At 55.0% G+C, this 18,584-nt stretch carries 18 protein-coding genes and 1 pseudogene; 13 read left to right on the top strand and 6 right to left on the bottom strand.

The features are described 5' to 3' along the window. Both ACLL9E_RS07805 and ACLL9E_RS07800 read right to left on the bottom strand, forming a co-directional pair. Positions 1-1,676: ribonucleoside-diphosphate reductase subunit alpha (locus ACLL9E_RS07805; RefSeq protein ID WP_411291175.1), on the bottom strand; the 1,676-nt coding region annotated here is incomplete at its 3' end. Between the two features lie 565 nt (positions 1,677-2,241). Continuing rightward, positions 2,242-2,763 (bottom strand): EF-hand domain-containing protein, encoded by a 522-nt coding sequence (locus tag ACLL9E_RS07800; protein WP_411291174.1) that lies wholly within the window; start codon positions 2,761-2,763, stop codon positions 2,242-2,244. Between the two features lie 310 nt (positions 2,764-3,073). On the opposite strand from ACLL9E_RS07800, the gene ACLL9E_RS07795 reads away from it, so the two are divergent. Next, positions 3,074-4,597, top strand: a complete 1,524-nt coding sequence (locus tag ACLL9E_RS07795; RefSeq protein WP_411291173.1) for a fumarate hydratase — start codon at positions 3,074-3,076, stop codon at positions 4,595-4,597. Positions 4,598-4,611: 14 nt separating this feature from the next. On the opposite strand, the gene ACLL9E_RS07790 is transcribed toward ACLL9E_RS07795, so the two are convergent. Beyond that, positions 4,612-5,247 carry an FKBP-type peptidyl-prolyl cis-trans isomerase gene (locus tag ACLL9E_RS07790; protein ID WP_411291172.1) on the bottom strand — a complete coding sequence of 212 codons (636 nt, stop codon included), beginning with the start codon at positions 5,245-5,247 and terminating at the stop codon, positions 4,612-4,614. A gap of 111 nt (positions 5,248-5,358) precedes the next feature. Next, positions 5,359-5,565 carry a 30S ribosomal protein S21 gene (gene rpsU / locus ACLL9E_RS07785; RefSeq protein WP_125231027.1) on the bottom strand — a complete coding sequence of 69 codons (207 nt, stop codon included), beginning with the start codon at positions 5,563-5,565 and terminating at the stop codon, positions 5,359-5,361. A gap of 346 nt (positions 5,566-5,911) precedes the next feature. Here rpsU and ACLL9E_RS07780 point away from each other — a divergent pair, with 346 nt between their 5' ends. From ACLL9E_RS07780 to ACLL9E_RS07770, 3 genes are all read left to right on the top strand, one after another. Next, the gene (locus ACLL9E_RS07780; protein WP_411291171.1) at positions 5,912-8,965 is read left to right on the top strand and encodes a TonB-dependent receptor plug domain-containing protein; all 3,054 of its coding nucleotides are present in this window, start codon (positions 5,912-5,914) and stop codon (positions 8,963-8,965) included. Positions 8,966-9,089: 124 nt separating this feature from the next. After that, positions 9,090-9,854 carry a class II aldolase/adducin family protein gene (locus ACLL9E_RS07775; RefSeq protein WP_411291170.1) on the top strand — a complete coding sequence of 255 codons (765 nt, stop codon included), beginning with the start codon at positions 9,090-9,092 and terminating at the stop codon, positions 9,852-9,854. Between the two features lie 140 nt (positions 9,855-9,994). Beyond that, entirely contained in the window at positions 9,995-10,540 is a 546-nt protein-coding gene (locus ACLL9E_RS07770) for a (2Fe-2S)-binding protein (RefSeq protein ID WP_411291169.1), read from the top strand. Here ACLL9E_RS07770 and ACLL9E_RS07765 read toward each other — a convergent pair. Then, positions 10,537-11,121: an HNH endonuclease gene (locus ACLL9E_RS07765; RefSeq protein ID WP_411291168.1), complete on the bottom strand. Its 585-nt coding sequence runs from the start codon at positions 11,119-11,121 to the stop codon at positions 10,537-10,539. The genes ACLL9E_RS07770 and ACLL9E_RS07765 overlap by 4 nt on opposite strands. A 202-nt stretch (positions 11,122-11,323) precedes the next feature. On the opposite strand from ACLL9E_RS07765, the gene gluQRS reads away from it, so the two are divergent. Genes gluQRS through egtD form a run of 5 tightly spaced genes read left to right on the top strand, consistent with a single transcriptional unit; the run spans position 11,324 to position 15,220 of the window. After that, positions 11,324-12,166 (top strand): tRNA glutamyl-Q(34) synthetase GluQRS, encoded by an 843-nt coding sequence (gluQRS, locus tag ACLL9E_RS07760; protein ID WP_411291176.1) that lies wholly within the window; start codon positions 11,324-11,326, stop codon positions 12,164-12,166. A gap of 43 nt (positions 12,167-12,209) precedes the next feature. Next, positions 12,210-12,437: a hypothetical protein gene (locus tag ACLL9E_RS07755; protein ID WP_411291167.1), complete on the top strand. Its 228-nt coding sequence runs from the start codon at positions 12,210-12,212 to the stop codon at positions 12,435-12,437. Positions 12,438-12,448: 11 nt separating this feature from the next. After that, the gene (locus tag ACLL9E_RS07750) at positions 12,449-13,030 is read left to right on the top strand and encodes a cob(I)yrinic acid a,c-diamide adenosyltransferase (protein ID WP_411291166.1); all 582 of its coding nucleotides are present in this window, start codon (positions 12,449-12,451) and stop codon (positions 13,028-13,030) included. Then, positions 13,027-14,262 carry an ergothioneine biosynthesis protein EgtB gene (gene egtB / locus ACLL9E_RS07745; RefSeq protein WP_411291165.1) on the top strand — a complete coding sequence of 412 codons (1,236 nt, stop codon included), beginning with the start codon at positions 13,027-13,029 and terminating at the stop codon, positions 14,260-14,262. Before ACLL9E_RS07750 ends, egtB begins: the two co-directional genes overlap by 4 nt. A 1-nt stretch (position 14,263) precedes the next feature. Further along, positions 14,264-15,220, top strand: a complete 957-nt coding sequence (gene egtD, locus ACLL9E_RS07740; protein WP_411291164.1) for an L-histidine N(alpha)-methyltransferase — start codon at positions 14,264-14,266, stop codon at positions 15,218-15,220. Positions 15,221-15,234: 14 nt separating this feature from the next. Here the strand turns inward: egtD and ACLL9E_RS07735 are convergent, their stop codons facing one another. Continuing rightward, positions 15,235-16,092 carry a hypothetical protein gene (locus ACLL9E_RS07735; protein ID WP_411291163.1) on the bottom strand — a complete coding sequence of 286 codons (858 nt, stop codon included), beginning with the start codon at positions 16,090-16,092 and terminating at the stop codon, positions 15,235-15,237. Between the two features lie 252 nt (positions 16,093-16,344). Between ACLL9E_RS07735 and ACLL9E_RS07730 the strand changes: the two genes are divergently transcribed. The 4 genes and pseudogenes from ACLL9E_RS07730 to ACLL9E_RS07715 all read left to right on the top strand — a co-directional run. After that, positions 16,345-17,007: an energy transducer TonB gene (locus tag ACLL9E_RS07730; RefSeq protein ID WP_411291162.1), complete on the top strand. Its 663-nt coding sequence runs from the start codon at positions 16,345-16,347 to the stop codon at positions 17,005-17,007. Between the two features lie 81 nt (positions 17,008-17,088). After that, on the top strand, positions 17,089-17,853 hold the full coding sequence (locus ACLL9E_RS07725; RefSeq protein WP_411291161.1) for a MotA/TolQ/ExbB proton channel family protein: 765 nt from the start codon (positions 17,089-17,091) through the stop codon (positions 17,851-17,853). Between the two features lie 92 nt (positions 17,854-17,945). Continuing rightward, complete coding sequence (locus tag ACLL9E_RS07720) at positions 17,946-18,491, top strand: ExbD/TolR family protein (RefSeq protein WP_411291160.1); 546 nt, start codon at positions 17,946-17,948, stop codon at positions 18,489-18,491. Between the two features lie 21 nt (positions 18,492-18,512). Continuing rightward, positions 18,513-18,584 (top strand): annotated as a pseudogene (locus ACLL9E_RS07715) (biopolymer transporter ExbD); the annotation flags it as partial.

Genomic DNA, 18,584 nt, shown 5'->3' with positions numbered 1-18,584 from the left:
AGCTCGATCAGCCAGCGCTGGTCGATTTCGAAGCTGGTCTTGAACGTGTCCTTTTCCTCAGGGGTGAGGAAATCGAGATGCTGCACGCTGCCGCCCTTTTCGAGGATGCTGTTCCAGACATTAGTCGAATCCTTCGACTTTGCCTGAAGCAGCTTTTCGAGATAGGGGTTCTTGACGATGAAGCTGCCCGACAGGGTCTTGTGCGTGTAGATATTGGCAGGGATCGGCTCGATACAGGCGCTGGTGCCGCCGCAGATGATCGAGATCGATGCGGTCGGCGCAATCGCCATCTTGCACGAGAAACGCTCCATGACGCCCATTTCCTCGGCATCGGGGCAAGCGCCGCGTTCGTTGGCGAGCATCATCGATGCCTCATCCACCTGCGCGCGGATATGCTTGAAGAACTTCATGTTCCATGATTTGGCGAGCGCGCTTTCAAAGCCGACACCGCGGGACTGCAGGAAGCTGTGATAGCCCATGACGCCAAGGCCGATCGAGCGTTCGCGGCCAGCGGAATATTTCGCGCGGCTCATTTCGGGCGGTGCACGGTCGATGAAATCCTGAAGCACATTGTCGAGCATGCGCATCACGTCTTCGATGAAGACCTTGTCGCCGTTCCATTCGTCCCATGTCTCAAGGTTGAGCGACGACAGGCAGCACACGGCTGTCCGGTCATTACCCAGATGGTCGCGGCCGGTTGGCAACGTGATTTCCGAACACAGGTTCGATGTCGATACCTTCAGGCCAAGGTCACGGTGATGCTTTGGCATCGCGTTGTTCACGGTGTCGCTGAAGATGATGTACGGCTCGCCCGTTGCAAGGCGGGTTTCGACCAGCTTCTGGAACAAGGAACGCGCGTCGATCGTGCTGCGGATTTCGCCTGTCTTTGGGCTGCGCAGGTGGAATTCCTCGCCAGCGCGGACTGCTTCCATGAAGGCATCGGAGAGCAACACGCCATGGTGGAGGTTCAGCGCCTTGCGGTTGAAGTCGCCCGATGGCTTGCGGATTTCGAGGAACTCTTCGATTTCGGGGTGGCTGACATCGAGATAGCAAGCCGCCGAACCGCGGCGTAGCGAGCCTTGCGAAATCGCAAGCGTCAGGCTGTCCATGACGCGGACGAACGGAATGATGCCGCTGGTCTTGCCATTGAGGCCAACAGGCTCACCAATACCGCGGACATTGCCCCAATAGGTGCCGATACCGCCACCACGCGAGGCGAGCCAGACATTTTCGTTCCAGGTGTTGACGATGCCTTCAAGGCTGTCGTCGACCGAGTTCAGATAGCAGCTGATCGGAAGGCCACGGCCAGTGCCGCCGTTGGAAAGTACGGGCGTTGCAGGCATGAACCAAAGACGCGAGATATAGTCATAGAGACGCTGCGCATGGTCCTGGTCATCGGCATAAGCCGACGCCACGCGCGCAAACAGGTCCTGATAGCTTTCACCTGGCAGCAGATAACGGTCCTGCAGCGTGTCCTTGCCGAATTCGGTCAGCAGTACATCGCGTGACGGATCGGTAACGACATTGAAACGGCGCACGTCGACGCTCTTGCTGGACGCAGCCTTCTTCGTGTCGGCGATCTCGGCCTTTGCCGCCTCGGCTACTTTTTCAAGCACATCTGTGATCATATCTGCGGTCATGTCATCGGCCCCCTGGCCAGTGTCCCTGAAATCCATTTTAACTTGTAACTCCATTTAATGCGGCGACCCGAGGCTTGTTTCGTTCGACGCTGGCTACCGGAGCTCCGATATCCAGCGACCAGCTATGTTTTTGGCGGGAACCGGTGTTCCCATAATGTTCGACTCAGGGCGCGAAACTCCCTGTTAGCATTTTCTAGCCCTGTCAGGGGGAGTATTTTCACTTGTCCCCAGCTTATCGACGGAAAAAACTCCCCATCGGCAGAATCGCGTTCAGCAGCCAAAAGCACAAATTGTGGTAACGCCCCCTGTGGCCAACCGCTACCTATAGTGCCTTAATCATTTTCAGACGCAAGAGGGTAAATTGTTAATTAAGGCATCAGTTCGTCGCTTGTGTGATTCGCTTCGTCGCAGCGGATCGTTGCTGCAACGCAGCGACGCGCGGACCTGCTAAGTGTTTTTAGGGGCGCAAGATGGAAAATCGCTGGGAGCAAATATTTCTTCCGTCATCCCGCGCACGACTCAACAATGCATCAAAAAAAAGGGTCCGGATTGCTCCAGACCCTCAAGAGGTGACCGGACGACCCGGTCCAGGGGAAAAAGTTTATCCGACCAAGAACGTATTCATTTCAGCCTTGCTGACGTTCTTGTTTTTGTCGACGTCTGCTGTGGCAAAAGCGGCTTTTGACCATTTGGCTTTGGCAGCTTCATCCTTGGGGGCATTTGCGTCGCCCGACTTGTCGTACAACGCCAGCACCCACTTGCCGAACTCGGCCGATTCCAGATTACCGTTTTTATTCGCATCGTAAGTTGGAAATTCAGCATCGACGAGGTTTTGGACGATGACCGCGCGCTGTGCGGCAGGGGCTGTCGGCTCAGTTGGCTGCGTGGCATCTGTTGACGGCGAAGCAGGCGTCGCTGGAGTCGCCGGCACCGCAGGCGTCATTTCCATCGCATCGTCACCTGGTTCTGCTGGCGATGCAGGTATTGCTGGCGTTGCGGGTGTCGCAGCGTTCGGATTTGCATGTCCCATATGATTTTGCGGCGCAGGGCCGCTGACATCCTGCGCAAGAGCAGGCGCCGCAGACAAAGCCAAAAGGCTTGAGGCAGTTAAAATACGTAACATAAATATCTCCATTCGAAATTCGAAATTTGAATAATGGTAATCGCAATATGCGTGTTTAGTTTCGTAATGAAAGAGGCAGCGGAGGTACCAACCTCAACTGGACAGCCCAAATGTTTCAACTGAACATGCAGCTGAAAGAATTTTCCGATATAATGTTCAAATAATATTAAGTTGGTCTTGGCAATGCTTGGTCATAACTTGAACGCCAGATGAACAGTGGCCGAACATCCGGTTACTTCCCGATGCAATCACGCTTGAATCACTGGCGTCTCGCGTTATGGGCTGGTGCCATCGAGACCCGGGGATCACCATGACAGTAATTATCCGCAATGCAGATTTGATCGATAGTGTCGCCGACGCGCTGCAGTATATCAGCTACTTCCACCCTATGGATTATATCCGCGCGCTGGGTGACGCATATGAGGCAGAACGGTCGCCTGCCGCAAAGGATGCGATCGCGCAGATCCTGACCAACAGCCGAATGTGCGCAGAGGGGCATCGCCCGATTTGCCAGGACACGGGCATCGTCAATGTCTTTGTCCAATGGGGCATGGATTGCCGGCTGGAGGAAACATCAGCTTCGTTGCAGGACGTGATTGATGAGGGTGTGCGCCGGGCCTATCTGCACCCAGAAAACAAGCTGCGGGCGTCGGTCCTTGCTGACCCTGCTTTCACCCGCCGCAATACCAAGGACAACACACCGTGCGTCTTGCATGTCGATCTTGTGCCGGGCGCTAAAGTATCGGTTGATGTCGCTGCAAAAGGTGGCGGCAGCGAGAATAAGTCGAAGTTCAAGATGATGAACCCGTCCGATAACATCGTCGATTGGGTCGTCGAAATGCTGCCGCAAATGGGCGCTGGCTGGTGCCCGCCTGGCATGATGGGTATTGGTATCGGCGGCACTGCCGAACATTGCGTCCTTTTGGCAAAACAGGCGCTGATGGAGCCCATCGACATGGGACCATTAAAGGCGCGTGGGCCGCAAAACGATATCGAAACGATGCGCATCGAGATATTCGACAAGGTCAATGCGCTCGGCATCGGTGCACAAGGGCTAGGCGGGCTGTCGACGATATTGGACGTGAAGATCATGGATGCGCCTTGTCATGCAGCGGGCAAGCCAGTGGCGATGATTCCGAACTGTGCCGCTACCCGCCACGCCCATTTCACGCTCGATGGCACGGGTCCGGTCTATCTTGAGGCACCCAAGCTTGACGACTGGCCAAAGGTCGACTGGAAACCCGACGCGGCAGCCATTCGGGTTGATCTCGATACACTGACACCGGAAGTGGTCGCGGGTTGGAAGCAAGGTGACCGATTGTTGCTCAACGGCAAGATGCTGACCGGACGCGACGCGGCGCACAAAAGGATCGCAGATATGTTGGCGAAGGGCGAAGAGCTGCCCGTCAGCTTTAAGGGCCGGATGATCTATTATGTCGGGCCAGTTGACCCCGTTGGCGAAGAGATTGTCGGGCCAGCAGGACCAACCACCGCCACGCGCATGGACAAGTTCATGGACATGATGTTGGAGCAAGGCCTGCTGGCGTGCGTTGGCAAGGCCGAGCGTGGCCCTGCGGCGACTCAAGCGATCGCCCGTCACAAGAGCGCGTATCTTATGGCGGTGGGCGGTGCAGCCTATCTCGTCGCGCGCGCCATCAAGGGCAGTAAGGTCGTTGGCTTTGCTGACTTGGGGATGGAAGCGATCTACGAATTCGAAGTGCAGGATTTCCCCGTCACCGTCGCCGTCGATAGCGACGGCAACAATGTCCACCAACTCGCTCCAGCCTATTGGCAAAAACGGATCAAGGACGAGGGCTTATTGGAGGGCGTTTAAGCCCCCCGGTTGGCTTATTGTCCGCGCATCTGGGCGTCGATTTGCGCCTGAATTTCTGGCGGCAGGCCTTGCGGTGCGCCGCCAGCTTGGCCGCCTGCGGGGCCACCTGCGCCACCTTGTTGCTGCTGCATTTCCTGCATCTGCTTTTGCATGGCTTCAATTTCTACACGCGATTTGAACTCAAGCAGTTCGACATCAAAGGTCAGCTCGCTACCACCGGGGATGGCGACTGCGCCGGTCTGCGGGTTGCGCTGGTCTTCTGGACCATATCCAAGCTCGGATGGAATCCACAAACGGTACTTGCCGCCGCGCTGCATGATTTTGAGACCTTCTGAAAAGCCCGGGACGACTCCAGTTACCGGGAAACCCGCTTGGGGGTTCTGGTCAAAGACCGTACCGTCCTTCAACATGCCCTTATAGCTGACCAGCACAACGTCATTGTCGGTGGGCGACGGGCCTTCGCCGGCTTTGATCACCTTATACCGAAGACCTGACGGCGTTGTCACAACATCGCCAAATTCCTGACGCACGTCGCTTGTGCCCCAATATGCCAGACCGCCACCAGTCGCAAAGACCAAAGCAATCGCAGCCCAATATTTGGTGAGCGAACCTTTTTTAAGCGGCTGAATCGGCACGGCAGTGACGGACATAAAGATTTCCTGTTGGCTAAGTTGCGGGCTGACTAGCAGAAAAAGCTGCGGATTCTAGATACAAAAAAAGCGCCAACAAAGGGCGCCTTCCTTGTTGAACGGTGCCAACGCCTATTTCGCGCCGTCACGTTCCTGTTGCTTACGCTCCATCTTGCGGGCGCGGCGGACAGCAGCAGCTTTTTCGCGTGCACGCTTTTCCGAAGGCTTCTCAAAATGACGACGGAGCTTCATTTCGCGATACACGCCCTCGCGCTGCAGCTTTTTCTTCAGCGCGCGCAGGGCCTGATCTACATTATTATCGCGAACCATGATTTGCATAAAAAACTCAACTCCGCATCGAATCGGCAAAACGGCTTAAAACGGCCATTCTGAAAGGCTAAAAACGAAAATCGCCGCGTCTCTCAGCGGCGTGTTGATGTGGCCCCTAGCTAGGTCGCCTCCAAATATCAAGCGGAAATGGCGCTTATAGGGGCTATTCTTGCTCGCTGTTGCTGTTTGTCGATGCCTGTAGGCAACAGATGTAAAATTTTTTGACTGATGTGGAACAAAGGGCAATTTCTGAAATTTCACGCCATTGGTCCAGTCTATTTGCGTATGTCCGGACCTTTGTCGCGTCAAAAAAGGCGACACGCGTCGCACCACGATCGTTTTTTGGGGATTTTGCATGAAGAAAATATCCGCGCTTCGGCGCAATTTTGGCCGTTCGGTATCCGTCGCCGCGCTTTTGGTGGCATTTGCACCATCCGCTGCGTTGGCTCAGGAAGCACCGGAAAGCCCTGCAGAGGAAACTGTATCTGCCGATGGCAGCGAAGTTGAGCAGGGCGAGGCTATCGTTGTTACGGGATCGCGTATCGCCCGACCCGAGGCGGACTCGCCAAACCCGGTCACTTCTTTTAGCTCGGAAAATATCGAGCAGTCGGGCCGGACCAACCTGACAGATTTGCTGGTGCAAAGCGCCGCGCTTGTGGGTTCGACCACAAGCCGCGATTCATCAGGCTCCAACGCAGGATTTGGCGCGGTTGGCATCAACCTGCTTAACCTGCGCAATCTTGGCACCGACCGTACGTTGGTGTTGGTCAACGGACGGCGGCATATTGCGGGCGTTTCAGGATCTGCCTCGGTCGACATCAGTACGATCCCAAGCGATCTTATCGACCGTATCGACATTCTGACCGGTGGCGTCTCTGCTATTTACGGTGCGGACGGCGTATCAGGTGTGGTGAACTTCGTTCTGAAGCGCGATTTTGAAGGTATCAGCGCGCGCGGCCAAATGGGCATCTCCGAATATGGCGATGCGGCAAATCGTTATGGCTCGATTACGGTAGGTACGAACTTTGCCGATGATCGCGGGAACGTTGCCGTATCTTACGAATATGATGCGAATGACCGCGTGTCGGGTTTTGCGCGCAAGCGCGGCGGCGATCCGTTCGCCACGTTTAACCTTGTGCGCAACCCAGCTGACTTTCCGGATGATCCGAATGTCTTCGACCGTATCTTGCTGAACGATCTGCGTTATGCCGACAGCTCGCGTGATGGCGCCATTGACGTCGACGGCGATCTCACACCTGATTTTACAGGTTCAGGGACATCGTATGACCTCGGTCGCTTCCTTCGCCAATCAGGTGGCCTCGTGCAGGGGGGTAGCAGTACCCCGATCGCGGCTTACCAAGGCGACATCCAGGGCGGGACTGAAAAGCACAATGTGAACTTCCTTGGCAGCTATAAATTCAGCGACGCCTTACGGATATTTGCCGAAGGCAAGTACACGCGGATTGAGGCATTCTCGATCGCGCAGCCTTCGTTTGATTTTTATACCTATGTCGCTGCGGATAACCCGTTCATTCCGGCTAATGTCCGTGCTGCGATCGTGCCTGATGCGATTAACGGAGCTTTTGGGCTTGATCCAGGCACATTACCTGATGGCGTGCTCGTATCGCGCGACAACTTTGATCTGGGCGTGCGTGGCGAGTTTGCAAAGCGGCAAACTTTGCGCGGCGTTATTGGCATAGACGGCCAGATTACCGACAATGCGCGTTATGAGGTGTCTTATGTCTATGGCGAAACCGAAACTGATTTCCTCAGCACCAATTACCGGATCACAGACCGTTATTTTGCGGCATTGGATGCGGTAGACCAGGGCGCATTCCAAACCGGCGTGGCCAATGGCAACATCGTGTGCCGTTCGTCACTTGATCCCAACGCTACGTTCAACGATCCCAATTTCGGCGATGCGGCATCAACCTTTACGCCGGGTTCGGGCAGTGGATGCGTTCCATTGAATGTCTTTGGAGAAAATGTGGCGAGCGCCGGAGCGCTGGGTTTCGTGAATGCGGACCTCGCCAATTTCTCAAAGGTCAGCCATCACGTCTTGTCGGGTTCGCTTGCAGGCGACTTTGGCCAGATATTCGAACTTCCCGGCGGGCCAGTCGGCTTTGCTCTGGGTGGTGAATATCGCAAGGAAAAGAGCAATTTTGTCTCCGATCCTTTGCTTCAGGCCGGCGCTTTGGCGGACATCGCGCAAATCTTGCCCGAGCGCGGTTCGTTTGATGTCAAAGAGGCATTTGCCGAGTTGAACGTGCCCTTGCTGCGCGAAGTACCGTTTGCGCATTTGCTTCAGTTTGGCGCGGCTATCCGGTTCTCGGACTATTCGACCATTGGTAACACGACGACCTGGAAAGTGGACGGCACCTATGCGCCAGTGCGTGACCTGTCGTTCCGTGCAACCTATTCGGAAGCTGTGCGTGCACCAAATGTCAGCGAGTTGTTCGCACCGCAAAACGGTACCTTCGCATTTATCGATGATCCATGCGATCCTGTGAACATCCCGGAGGGCACAAGCTTCCGCCAGGCAAATTGCACGGCATTGCTGACCGCGTTGGGCGTAAACCCCAACACCTTCAGCCCGACGAGCGATCCAACTGCAACAGTCAGCCTTCCGGGTCGAAGTGGTGGTAACCCGTTGTTGGCTGAAGAAGAAGCACGTACATGGACAGCAGGCGCTGTGTTCCGGCCCAGCTTCCTGCCTGGCTTTACCGCAACTTTTGACTGGTACGACATCAAGTTGCGCAATGCGATCAGCACGGCCTCAGCCCAGGATCTGGTTGATCTATGTGTTGACCAGCCAACGTTGGATAATAGCTTCTGTGCGGATATCAGCCGCGATCCGACAACCGGATATGTCAGCGACTATTTGGTGGGTCCAGCGAACGTTGCACAGTTCAGCACCGCAGGCGCGGATTTCACGATGAACTATAATTTCTTGATCAGCCCAACCGCTGGTCGGTTCAACGTGCGGCTGAATGGTGGTTATCTCGATCGGCTCGAATTCACGCCAACACCCGGCGCTGAGCTTGATAATGACCGTGGAGAAGCATTTGCACCAAAGTGGATCGGCAGCGCCGACCTCACCTGGTCGCTCGATAATTTCGCCGTGAATTACGGAATAAGCTATTTTAGCAAAACCCGGCGGTTCACGACCGAGCAGCTTGAGGCGAACCCGGACATTTCTGACCCACGCTATTTCTTCTTCAAGGAAAAGTGGGAACATGATCTGCGTCTTCAGTTCACGACCGATGACAACCGCTTCACATTTTATGCAGGCGTAAACAATCTGTTCGACGAAAAGCCGGCGGTATCTTCGCTGGATTATCCAGTCAGCATTATCGGCCGATATTATTTTGCGGGCGTAAAGGTTGGACTCGACAAGCTCGGCTTTTAACCAAACCAATTTTGTACAAAATGGCCGGTGGAGAAATCCGTCGGCCTTTTTGCTGCGCCTTATACTTGCCCTCGGCCATTGTTCGTTTCATAATGCAACGTAATGAAGGAGCAGGAGAGCGCGCATGGCCACCCAGTTAAAATCGAACAGCAAGTATAGCGAAGCCGAATGGACCGCCCGGCAGGAGCTTGCCGCATGTTACCGGATATTTTCGATGTTCGGCTGGGACGAATTGGTTTTCAATCATATCACGGTCAAGGTGCCGGATGAGGAGGGCGCTTTCCTGATCAATCCCTACGGCATGCATTTTGGTGAAATTACCGCCTCAAGCCTCATAAAAATCGACATTGACGGCAATAAAATCGATATCGACAATCCGTGGCATGTGAACAAGGCGGGCTTTGTCCAACATAGCCTGTTCCATCGGACCTTGCCCGACGCGCATGCCATCATCCATACCCATACGACAGCAACGGTCGCGGTTTGCAGCCTCGAGGGTGGATTGCAGCCGTTGAATTTCTACGCCTGCAACTTCATGGGGCAACTGGCCTATCATGATTTTGAAGGCGTGACCGTGCGCGAGGAAGAAGGTGCGCGGCTTGTCGAAAATTTGGGCAACAAGCGGATATTGATGCTGCGTAACCACGGCCCTGTCGTCATGGGCAAAACGTTGCCAGATGCATTTATCAAATACTGGGCGCTTCAGCGCGCGTGTGAGCATCAGATGGCAACCTTGCAGATGGGCAAGCCAATCACCGTGTCGCCGGAAGTCATCGCTGTCCACCAGCGTGACCTTTATATGGCATCGCCCCCCGGCGGTTCAGGCCGCGTCGAATTTGACGCAATGGTCCGCAAGGCTGATCGGATTGACAAAAGCTGGCGGGATTAATTTTAACGCATGGACGTCAATCGGCGGGAAGTAAGATGCTGAAACGCGTTCAGCATGACTTAGTTTTGTGATTAACGTCGATTTGTCACCCTGAACTTGTTTCAGGGTCTTAATAACCTGCGCAACGATGTTGAGGCATTATGACCAAATTCACCGTCAATGATCGCCCAGTCCAATATAAGATGGACCCGCAGACGCCATTATTGTGGGCACTGCGCGATGCCTCGAATCTCACGGGTACCAAATATGGGTGCGGTAATGGCGACTGCGGCGCGTGCATGGTCGAAATTGACGGAGAGGCGATCCGGTCCTGCCTCGTGACTATATCCGAGGCGGAAGGACGGTTTGTTACCACGATTGAGGGCCTCAGTCGCGACCGCAGCCATCCGCTCCAACAGGCGTTTGTGGCAAGCAATGTCCCGCAATGCGGGTTTTGCATTTCGGGCGTTATCATGGCCGGGTCTGTATTGCTGAAGAAAGGCAACAACCCGACCGATGGAGAAATTGATGCGGCGATCACCAATTTATGCAGGTGCGGAATTTACCCGCGATTGCGCGACGCAATCAAGCGCGCTGGCCGGGTGATGCGCGGGGAAGAACGGATCGCTGCCGCGCCGCCGCCAGGTATTACGCCTCAGGATGCGGCCCGTGCTGTGCCTGCCTTGAATGTGAACAACAGGGATTAACCCTCCAACTCAATATCCCAATATAACCAGTCGTGCCATGTTTCATGGAGATGGTTAGGCGGGAAGGCGCGGCCCCTGTCTTGCAGTTGCCAGCTTGTGGGCCGGATCGCCGCCATATTTAGCTGCATATGCGCCTGCTTGGGGGTCCGCCCGCCTTTTTTAAGGTTGCAGTGCAGGCATGCAGTGGTGACATTTTCCCAACTGGTAATGCCGCCCAAGCGGCGCGGGACAATGTGATCGAACGTCAGATTGTCACCCGACCCGCAATATTGGCATTCAAATTTGTCACGCAAAAACAGGTTAAACCGGGTGAATGCCGGATATTCCGATGGCTTCACATATTGCCGGAGCGCAATAACGGACGGGATCTTCATATCCAGACTTGGGCTATGCACGTGCCGGTCGTAATTTGATACGATATCAACCTTGTCGAGGAACACCGCCTTGATTGCGGTCTGCCAAGGCCAAAGGCTTAATGGGTAATAGCTCAAAGGCGTGTAGTCGGCATTAAGCACCAACGCAGGGCAGTTTTCCGGGTGCCTCGCCCGGCCAGATGCCTCGAAAGTTCCGGTATGCAACATAAGTCGAACCCTACTCCCTTTTTGTCATACATGCTTTAAGCGTATCAGCGTTACAGCATTTTGACAGCTGCCAACCTATTTGTACATATTGTGACGTCAAGGGGGTAAAGGCACTGGATGTAGTATTTTTGGGGATAATTTTTTGACGCCGGCGGACTTTCTAAACCGATATTTGCCGCGCTTGGCGTTGTCGCAGGCTGAGGTGGTGACAAGGTTTGCGCCGAGTCCCAATGGACAGTTGCATATAGGGCACGCCTTTTCCGCGTTATGCGCACATGACTTTGCCCGCGCGTTCGGCGGCCGATATCATCTGCGCATCGAGGATATTGACGGCACACGCAGCAGGCCCGAGCATATTGCAGGTATCATCGCAGATATGCATTGGCTTGGTCTCCAACCCGATGGCGATGTGCAGTTTCAGTCGCAACACACCGCGCGGTACGAAGAAGCACGAGACCAATTGATTGCGGCAGGATATCTGTATCGCTGCGGCTGCACCCGAAGCGAGATCGCTGAAGCGTTAAAGCAAAAGTCGGTGCCGCATGGCCCGGATGGACCGCATTACCCGGGCACTTGCCGCGAGCGCCCGTTTAACGAGGATGCCGCTTATTGCTGGCGACTGGATATGGAAAAGGCGTTGGAGGCGGCGGGACCGCTGATGTGGACCGATTTGGCACAAGGGCAACAATTTGCTGACCCCATGGCATTTGGCGATGTCGTTATATGGCGCAAGGATGCACCGGCGTCCTACCATCTGGCCGCGACGGTGGACGATGCAGCGGACGGGATTACCCATGTCGTTCGCGGCAAGGATTTGTTTGCCTACACTGCCATCCACCGTCTGTTGCAGCATTTGCTTGGCCTTCCAGAGCCTATATACTGGCACCATCCGCTATTGCTGGACCGCGATGGCGGAAAGCTTGCGAAACGCAGATCGTCGCCTGCGCTTTCCGTGCGGCGATTGGCTGGCGAGAGCGGGACCGCACTTATTGATAATTTGCGTCAAGGAACGCTTATGCTTGGAATTTCATTATCTGATACCTAAATAGGTGTGGCGGGGTATTGGCCCCGAACAAGGATTTTCCCCGATGACTATTTTGTTGGTTCTCCTCATCATTGGCGCAGCGGGCGCCGTGGCGTTCGCGTTGGTCCGCGGACTGCATGCATTTGCCAATTTGCGCCCTGCCGATGTGGATGAAACAGGTTTGCCCAAATCGCTGGCGGTACAAAATAAAATGATGTTTGCGCGTGTTAAGTGGCAGGCAATTACCGTTGTTTTGCTCGCGATTCTTGTGCTCGTTGCCGGTTCGCAATAAGCGCGGCAAATATGGTAAAACTGAACAAGATTTACACACGTACGGGTGACGATGGCACAACAGGGTTGGTCGATGGATCGCGCGTATCGAAAACCGCGTCACGATTACACGCGATTGGCGAAGTAGATGAAACCAATTCGGCGCTTGGTGTCGCTATTCAGGCGCTTGCGGCCGACGAGGGCGATACGCCTTTGGTGACCGAACTGTGTCGTATCCAAAATGATCTTTTCGATTTGGGCGCTGATATTGCAACCCCGGGCGAAAGTTTTGAACCATCGCCGATGGAATTGCGGATCGTTGCGTCACAAGTCGAATGGCTTGAGGCGGCAATCGATAATGCGACTGCACAGCTTCCGCCACTGACGAGCTTTATTCTGCCGGGCGGCAGCTTGCCCGCTGCGCATATGCACATGGCGCGGGTGATAACGCGCCGGGCCGAACGGGCGTTGGTTGCAGCATCACATGATGTCGCGATCAATCCGCAGGCATTGAACTATATTAACCGGTTGTCGGATTATCTGTTTGTTTTGTGCCGCCTCATTAACGCAACGCGGGGCGGAGATATATTGTGGGTGCCAGGCGCATCGCGGTGACTCGCGACCTGAAGGGCAGGTTCTTTACTGCCCGGCAACTTACGGCGGACCTCGCGGCGCCATTATCCGACGCAGATGCCACTGTGCAATCGATGCCAGACGCGTCGCCGACCAAATGGCATCTTGCGCATGTGACGTGGTTTTTGGAAAGCTTCATCCTGCGCGATCACGTTTCCGGGTATCGTCCATTTGATGATGACTTCGCGTTTCTCTTTAACAGCTACTATGAATCCGAAGGAATACGGCATTCCCGTAACGCCCGCGGATTGATCACGCGGCCGGCATTATTGCGAATCCTCGACTATCGCGAACATGTTGAGGGAGCCATCGAACAGCATTGGGAACGTTTACCCGAATCCGCGCTTAACCTGATTGAGCTTGGCATCCAGCACGAGCAACAACATCAGGAGTTGCTGTTGACCGACATCTTGCATCTGTTTGCCCAAAATCCGACCAATCCGGCTTATTGGCCATCTGATACATCGGAAGTTGGTGCTGATGCCGCTGCGCGGATGCAATGGATACACGGTCCTTCAGGCGTTTGCGCTATCGGACATGCCAGCGACGGCTTTGCCTTTGATTGCGAAGGTCCGCGCCACGAAGTGATGTTGCAACCTTTTGCCATTGCAAACCAACCCGTCAGCAATGATGAATGGATGCAGTTCATGGCCGACGGCGGCTATACCGAGCCGCGACACTGGTTGTCGGACGGATGGGCTTGGGTAAAGCAGGAAGGCGTTAAGGCGCCCTTATATTGGCGGCAGGATGCCGATGGCCAATGGATGGACTTTGGATTGGATGGCCTTCGCGCCGTTAATCCTGCGGCGCCAGTTACGCACATCAGCCTGTATGAAGCCGACGCTTATGCGAGTTGGGCAGGGGCACGACTGCCGACAGAGGCCGAATGGGAGGTCATGGGCGCGAACCGTGATCCGAACGAAGGTAACCAACTCGATGGTCCCGGTCCGGTTCGCCCACATGCGCAGACCGAAACATCGATGTTCGGTAATGTCTGGCAATGGACGGGAAGCGCCTATCGGCCATATCCCCGGTTCCGCGCCGCTGAAGGCGCAGTTGGCGAATATAATGGCAAGTTCATGAGCGGACAGTTTGTATTGCGCGGCGGAAGCTGCGCGACACCGCGCGGCCACATGCGCGCGAGTTACCGCAACTTCTTCTACCCGCATCAGCGCTGGCAGTTTAACGGTGTCCGGCTGGCCAAGGATGTTTGACGTGAAACTCCAAGGGACCGCCGATCCGCAATTCCGGTCTGACGTGTTGAGCGGGTTGAGGGGACCGCGCCGCGCAATTCCCGCGCGATGGTTTTATGACGCGCGCGGATCGGAGTTGTTTGATGACATCACCCGGCTCCCTGAATATTATCCAACGCGCACCGAAACAGCGTTGCTTGAATCATCAAGCTCCAGTCTCGCAACGCTAATCAGACCCGGTGCTGCGGTCATCGAATTTGGCGCAGGCAGCGCAACAAAGACACCGTTGTTGCTGGAGGCAATTGCGCCATCTGCATATGTGCCGATAGATATCTCGGGCGATTATCTGCGCATGTCCGCTGATGTCCTCCAATCGCGTTTTCCGAGCCTAAAGGTTATACCCGTCGAGGCAGACTTTACGGGTTGGGTAGAACTGCCCGCTGATTTGGGTGCCGCCGAGCGTCTTGGGTTCTTTCCCGGCTCCACCATCGGCAATTTTGTACCGCGCAGCAGCGTTGATCTGCTGCGCCACATGCGCACGATATTGGGAGAGGGGGCAAAGCTGCTGATTGGTTTTGACCGCATCAAGCCTGATAATGTCTTGATTCCGGCCTATGATGACGCTGCGGGCGTTACCGCCGCGTTCAATCTAAACCTGCTTAACCGCATAAACCGCGAACTTGATGGCGACATTCCCGTGGACGCCTTTGTCCACGACGTGCGCTGGAATGACATGCAGTCGCGTATCGAAATGCATTTGCGCTGCACGCGTGATATTCGGTTCAGCGTCGCGGGTGAAGCATTTGCAATGCATGCCGGTGACAGCATTCACACCGAGAATAGCCATAAATACGACCTGCGCGGGCTGCGATTGTTGTTGCGCGCCGGGTCGTGGACACCAATTGCCGATTTTAGTGACTCCAATGACTGGTTCACGTTGGTGCTGGCCGAAGCTGCGCCCTTGTTCGCAGCTCCCTAAAAGCTTGCAGGCATTTACCGCTTGCGACCGCAGGGTCCCAGCGCTTCGATGACGAACTTGTAATCGGCCTGCGCGCGCGCGGTGTTTTCGTTATTGGCCCCCTCTACACGCTCCGAAGGGAGGTTGCGCGGCAGGCCGCAGGCGAGGCGATACCATAACAAACTGAAGCGCTGAGGGGCAGTTGCCGATGCATCAATGACCTCGGCGGTCGATACAGCCCATTGTTTTTGCTGGCCCGGGCGGCTCAGCACCGTGAGCGAGAGTGGCTTGTCATTGTCTGTCTTCAAAAATATCTGCGTCTCGCCCTCGCCCAATACGGTACCGGCGCTGTGAAAAGCGCTCGTGATGCTTGCGATGCGCCGCGGGGCATTCAATTCGACTGCCTCTTTCGTGATGTCGCGAACGAGGCTGTCATTTGCCGGGCTGAAATAGGCGAGCGCATTTGGTCGTGACAGTTGGATCTCGCCGGGGCGCCGTTCAACCTGGCGACCGAACAAGAACAGCCGCTGTTTCTTCAGCTTCGGGATTTTTCCCTTCGGATCTTTTGGAATATCGACAACAAAGCGCACGCGCGGCGTGATCCCGCCCTCACCGCGAATCAACGCCATGACGTCAGCTTCAATGAGTACGCGCTGCATTGTGGCGGGGACGGCGAGGGCCTGCTCCGGAGAAACTTTTTGGACTTTCCGCACGCTTACATCAATGATGAGTGGCGATATCACCACCAAATCGGCAATATCCGCGTAGCTCGCTGCCTCGGCTTCAATCGCGAAGGGGGAAAATTCAGGCGACGCGTTTTGCGCGGGGGCCGAAGCCGCAACGCTAAGGAAAAACAGGCATAATCCCATTTTTGCGTGACTAAATCCCATCATTCTTCCTTTTCTTTGTCTGTTGTGACGCGGCTGTTAGGCCCCATCATATTGTAGCATAAAGCCGATCTGTCCATGAATTGCGCCTGAATCGCAGAATCCGGATTGCTTGGCCTGATAGGGTTGGCTAATGCATCGTGGAATCGAGCAAAAAAAAATACAGATTTCGATATCGCGGGGGTACATCAGGAGGCATGTTCAGGCACGCTTTCTTCGTGTACTATATTATTTTGAAGGTAGGAGAGTTGCTTCCGCATGGCATATGCTGATCAAGATGGGATGAGCAGAAACCGTTTGGTTTCTGTCATCATTGTTATCCTACTTCACGCTTTCCTCGGTTACGCCTTGGTTACGGGTCTTGCGTATGACGCAGTTACCGCCATCAAGGAAAAAATGACCGTCGTCGACGTGAAGGAAGAAGAGCCCCCCGAAGAAGAGGAGCCGCCACCCGAGCCGGAAAAGCAGATCGAGCCGCCGGTAGTTTCGCCTCCACCACTCGTGAAGACAGTAACCCCGCCACCCCAGATTACGACCGTTGCGACCCCGCCACCGTCGATAACCGTTGTGCCGACGGCAGCCCCGCCCGCGCCTGCGGCACCGCCACCCCCGCCGCCACCCGCAGGTCCAACTGCGGATGCCAAACCGCGCGGCAGCGTAGGAAACTGGGCGAACACGAATGATTATCCTTCGCGTGCGCTACAGCAGGAACGCGAAGGCGTGACGGGTTTCCGCGTAACAATCGGTACCGACGGCCGCGTCATTGATTGCAGCATAACGTCATCGAGCGGCCATCCCGATCTCGACGCTGCAACATGTACCAACGTGAAACGTCGTGCGCGTTTCGAACCCGCCGTTCGCAATGGCGAAAAAGTCCAGGGTTCGTACGCCAACAAAATCCGTTGGGAAATTCCGAAATAATTCTGTGGCCCGGTATAAGGGGGAGCCTTGGCACCGGGTCTTTTTTTGCTAGCAAGTAATATTTTCTGAGAGGTAGTTAAAATGTCCATTTTGTTTCTGACCGCGGCTGGTGCCGCAAACCCAGATGTGGCCGCACAATTCGGTCTTATTCCTGCGCTGAAAGAAGGCGGCCCTATTTCCATCGCGATTTTCTCAGTGATGGTTATCATGTCGGTTTTCTCATTCTACATCATGTTCACCAAGCTGTTTGAACAGCAGAAGGTGATGAACCAGTACAAGCAGGTTCGTGAGCAATTCTGGCGTGCAAATACGCTTGAAGACGGTGCATCGAAGCTCGACAAGAACAGCGCATATCGTCAGGTTGTCGACGATGGTATCGAAGCACAGAAGCAGCATGGCCTTTTGACCGATCCGGTCGAAGCACATGACTGGTTGCACGGTGCGATGGCGCGGTCGGAAGAAGCGATCAACAACAAGCTGTCAACTGGCTTGCCATTCCTCGCGACGGTTGGAGCAACTGCACCATTTGTTGGACTGCTCGGTACCGTTATCGGTATTTATTCGGCGCTGATCAAAATCGGTATCGCTGGTCAGGCCGACATCGGCAAGATCGCTGGTCCGGTTGGTGAAGCACTGATCATGACTGCAATTGGTCTGTTCGTCGCCGTTCCTGCAGTTCTTGCTTATAACTGGCTTCAGGCACGTAACAAGACGATCGCACGTAGCTTGGCAACTTTCTCGAACGATGTGCTTGGTTACATCTCTTCGGGTGGCCGCGTGAAGCCTGCTGTTACTGCTATGGCAGCACCTGGCAAGCCTGCACCTGCCGCGCCAATGAAGAAGTAAGATTGGGTGAGGGCTGCGTTCGCGCGCAGCCCATCCGCCAGCAATTGCTGGTGCTCGATTTTTGACCCAATTTAGTTAGAGAGGATTGGCCAATGGCAATCAGTTCAGGAGGCGGCGGCGTCGGTTTTACGCCAATGTCAGACATCAACACAACGCCGCTCGTCGACGTCATGCTGGTGCTCCTCATTGTGTTCCTCATTGCAATTCCAGTTTCGATCCAATCAGTGAAGATGGACATTCCAGTCATCAAGTATGAACCTACCAAAGCGAAACGTGAAAACGTGCTTTTGTCGGTGACAACAACTGATGCCGCCGGACGTGATCCGGGCGACCCCGCATATGAAGGTGCCAACCCAAATGGCGAGTGCCGTATCTACTGGAACGTGACACCGGTTGATTCAACCGAGTTGGTGGATCGCGCAGCGAAGCATTTGAAGGCTGAATTTGACAAGCTTGGTGGCCCAGAAGCCGCTGCGCGTGGTGAAATTCTGCCCGATATGTTGCCAGAGGCGCATATCCGCGGTGACATTAACACCCCCTATCGCTGCATCGGCGGTGCAATTTACACCATGCAGATGGCCGGGTTCGCTCGTGTTGGCTTCATTTCGTCGCCGTTCGAAAACGCGAATGTGCAGTAAGCAATTTAAGGAACAAACATCATGGCAATGAGTGGCGGTAAAGATGATGGCCAGCCGATGATGGAAATGAACACGACGCCGTTGATCGACGTC

This window comes from Sphingorhabdus sp., from assembly GCF_046596595.1.
GTDB lineage: Bacteria > Pseudomonadota > Alphaproteobacteria > Sphingomonadales > Sphingomonadaceae > Sphingorhabdus_B.
This window is presented reverse-complemented; position numbering and strand designations above follow the sequence as displayed.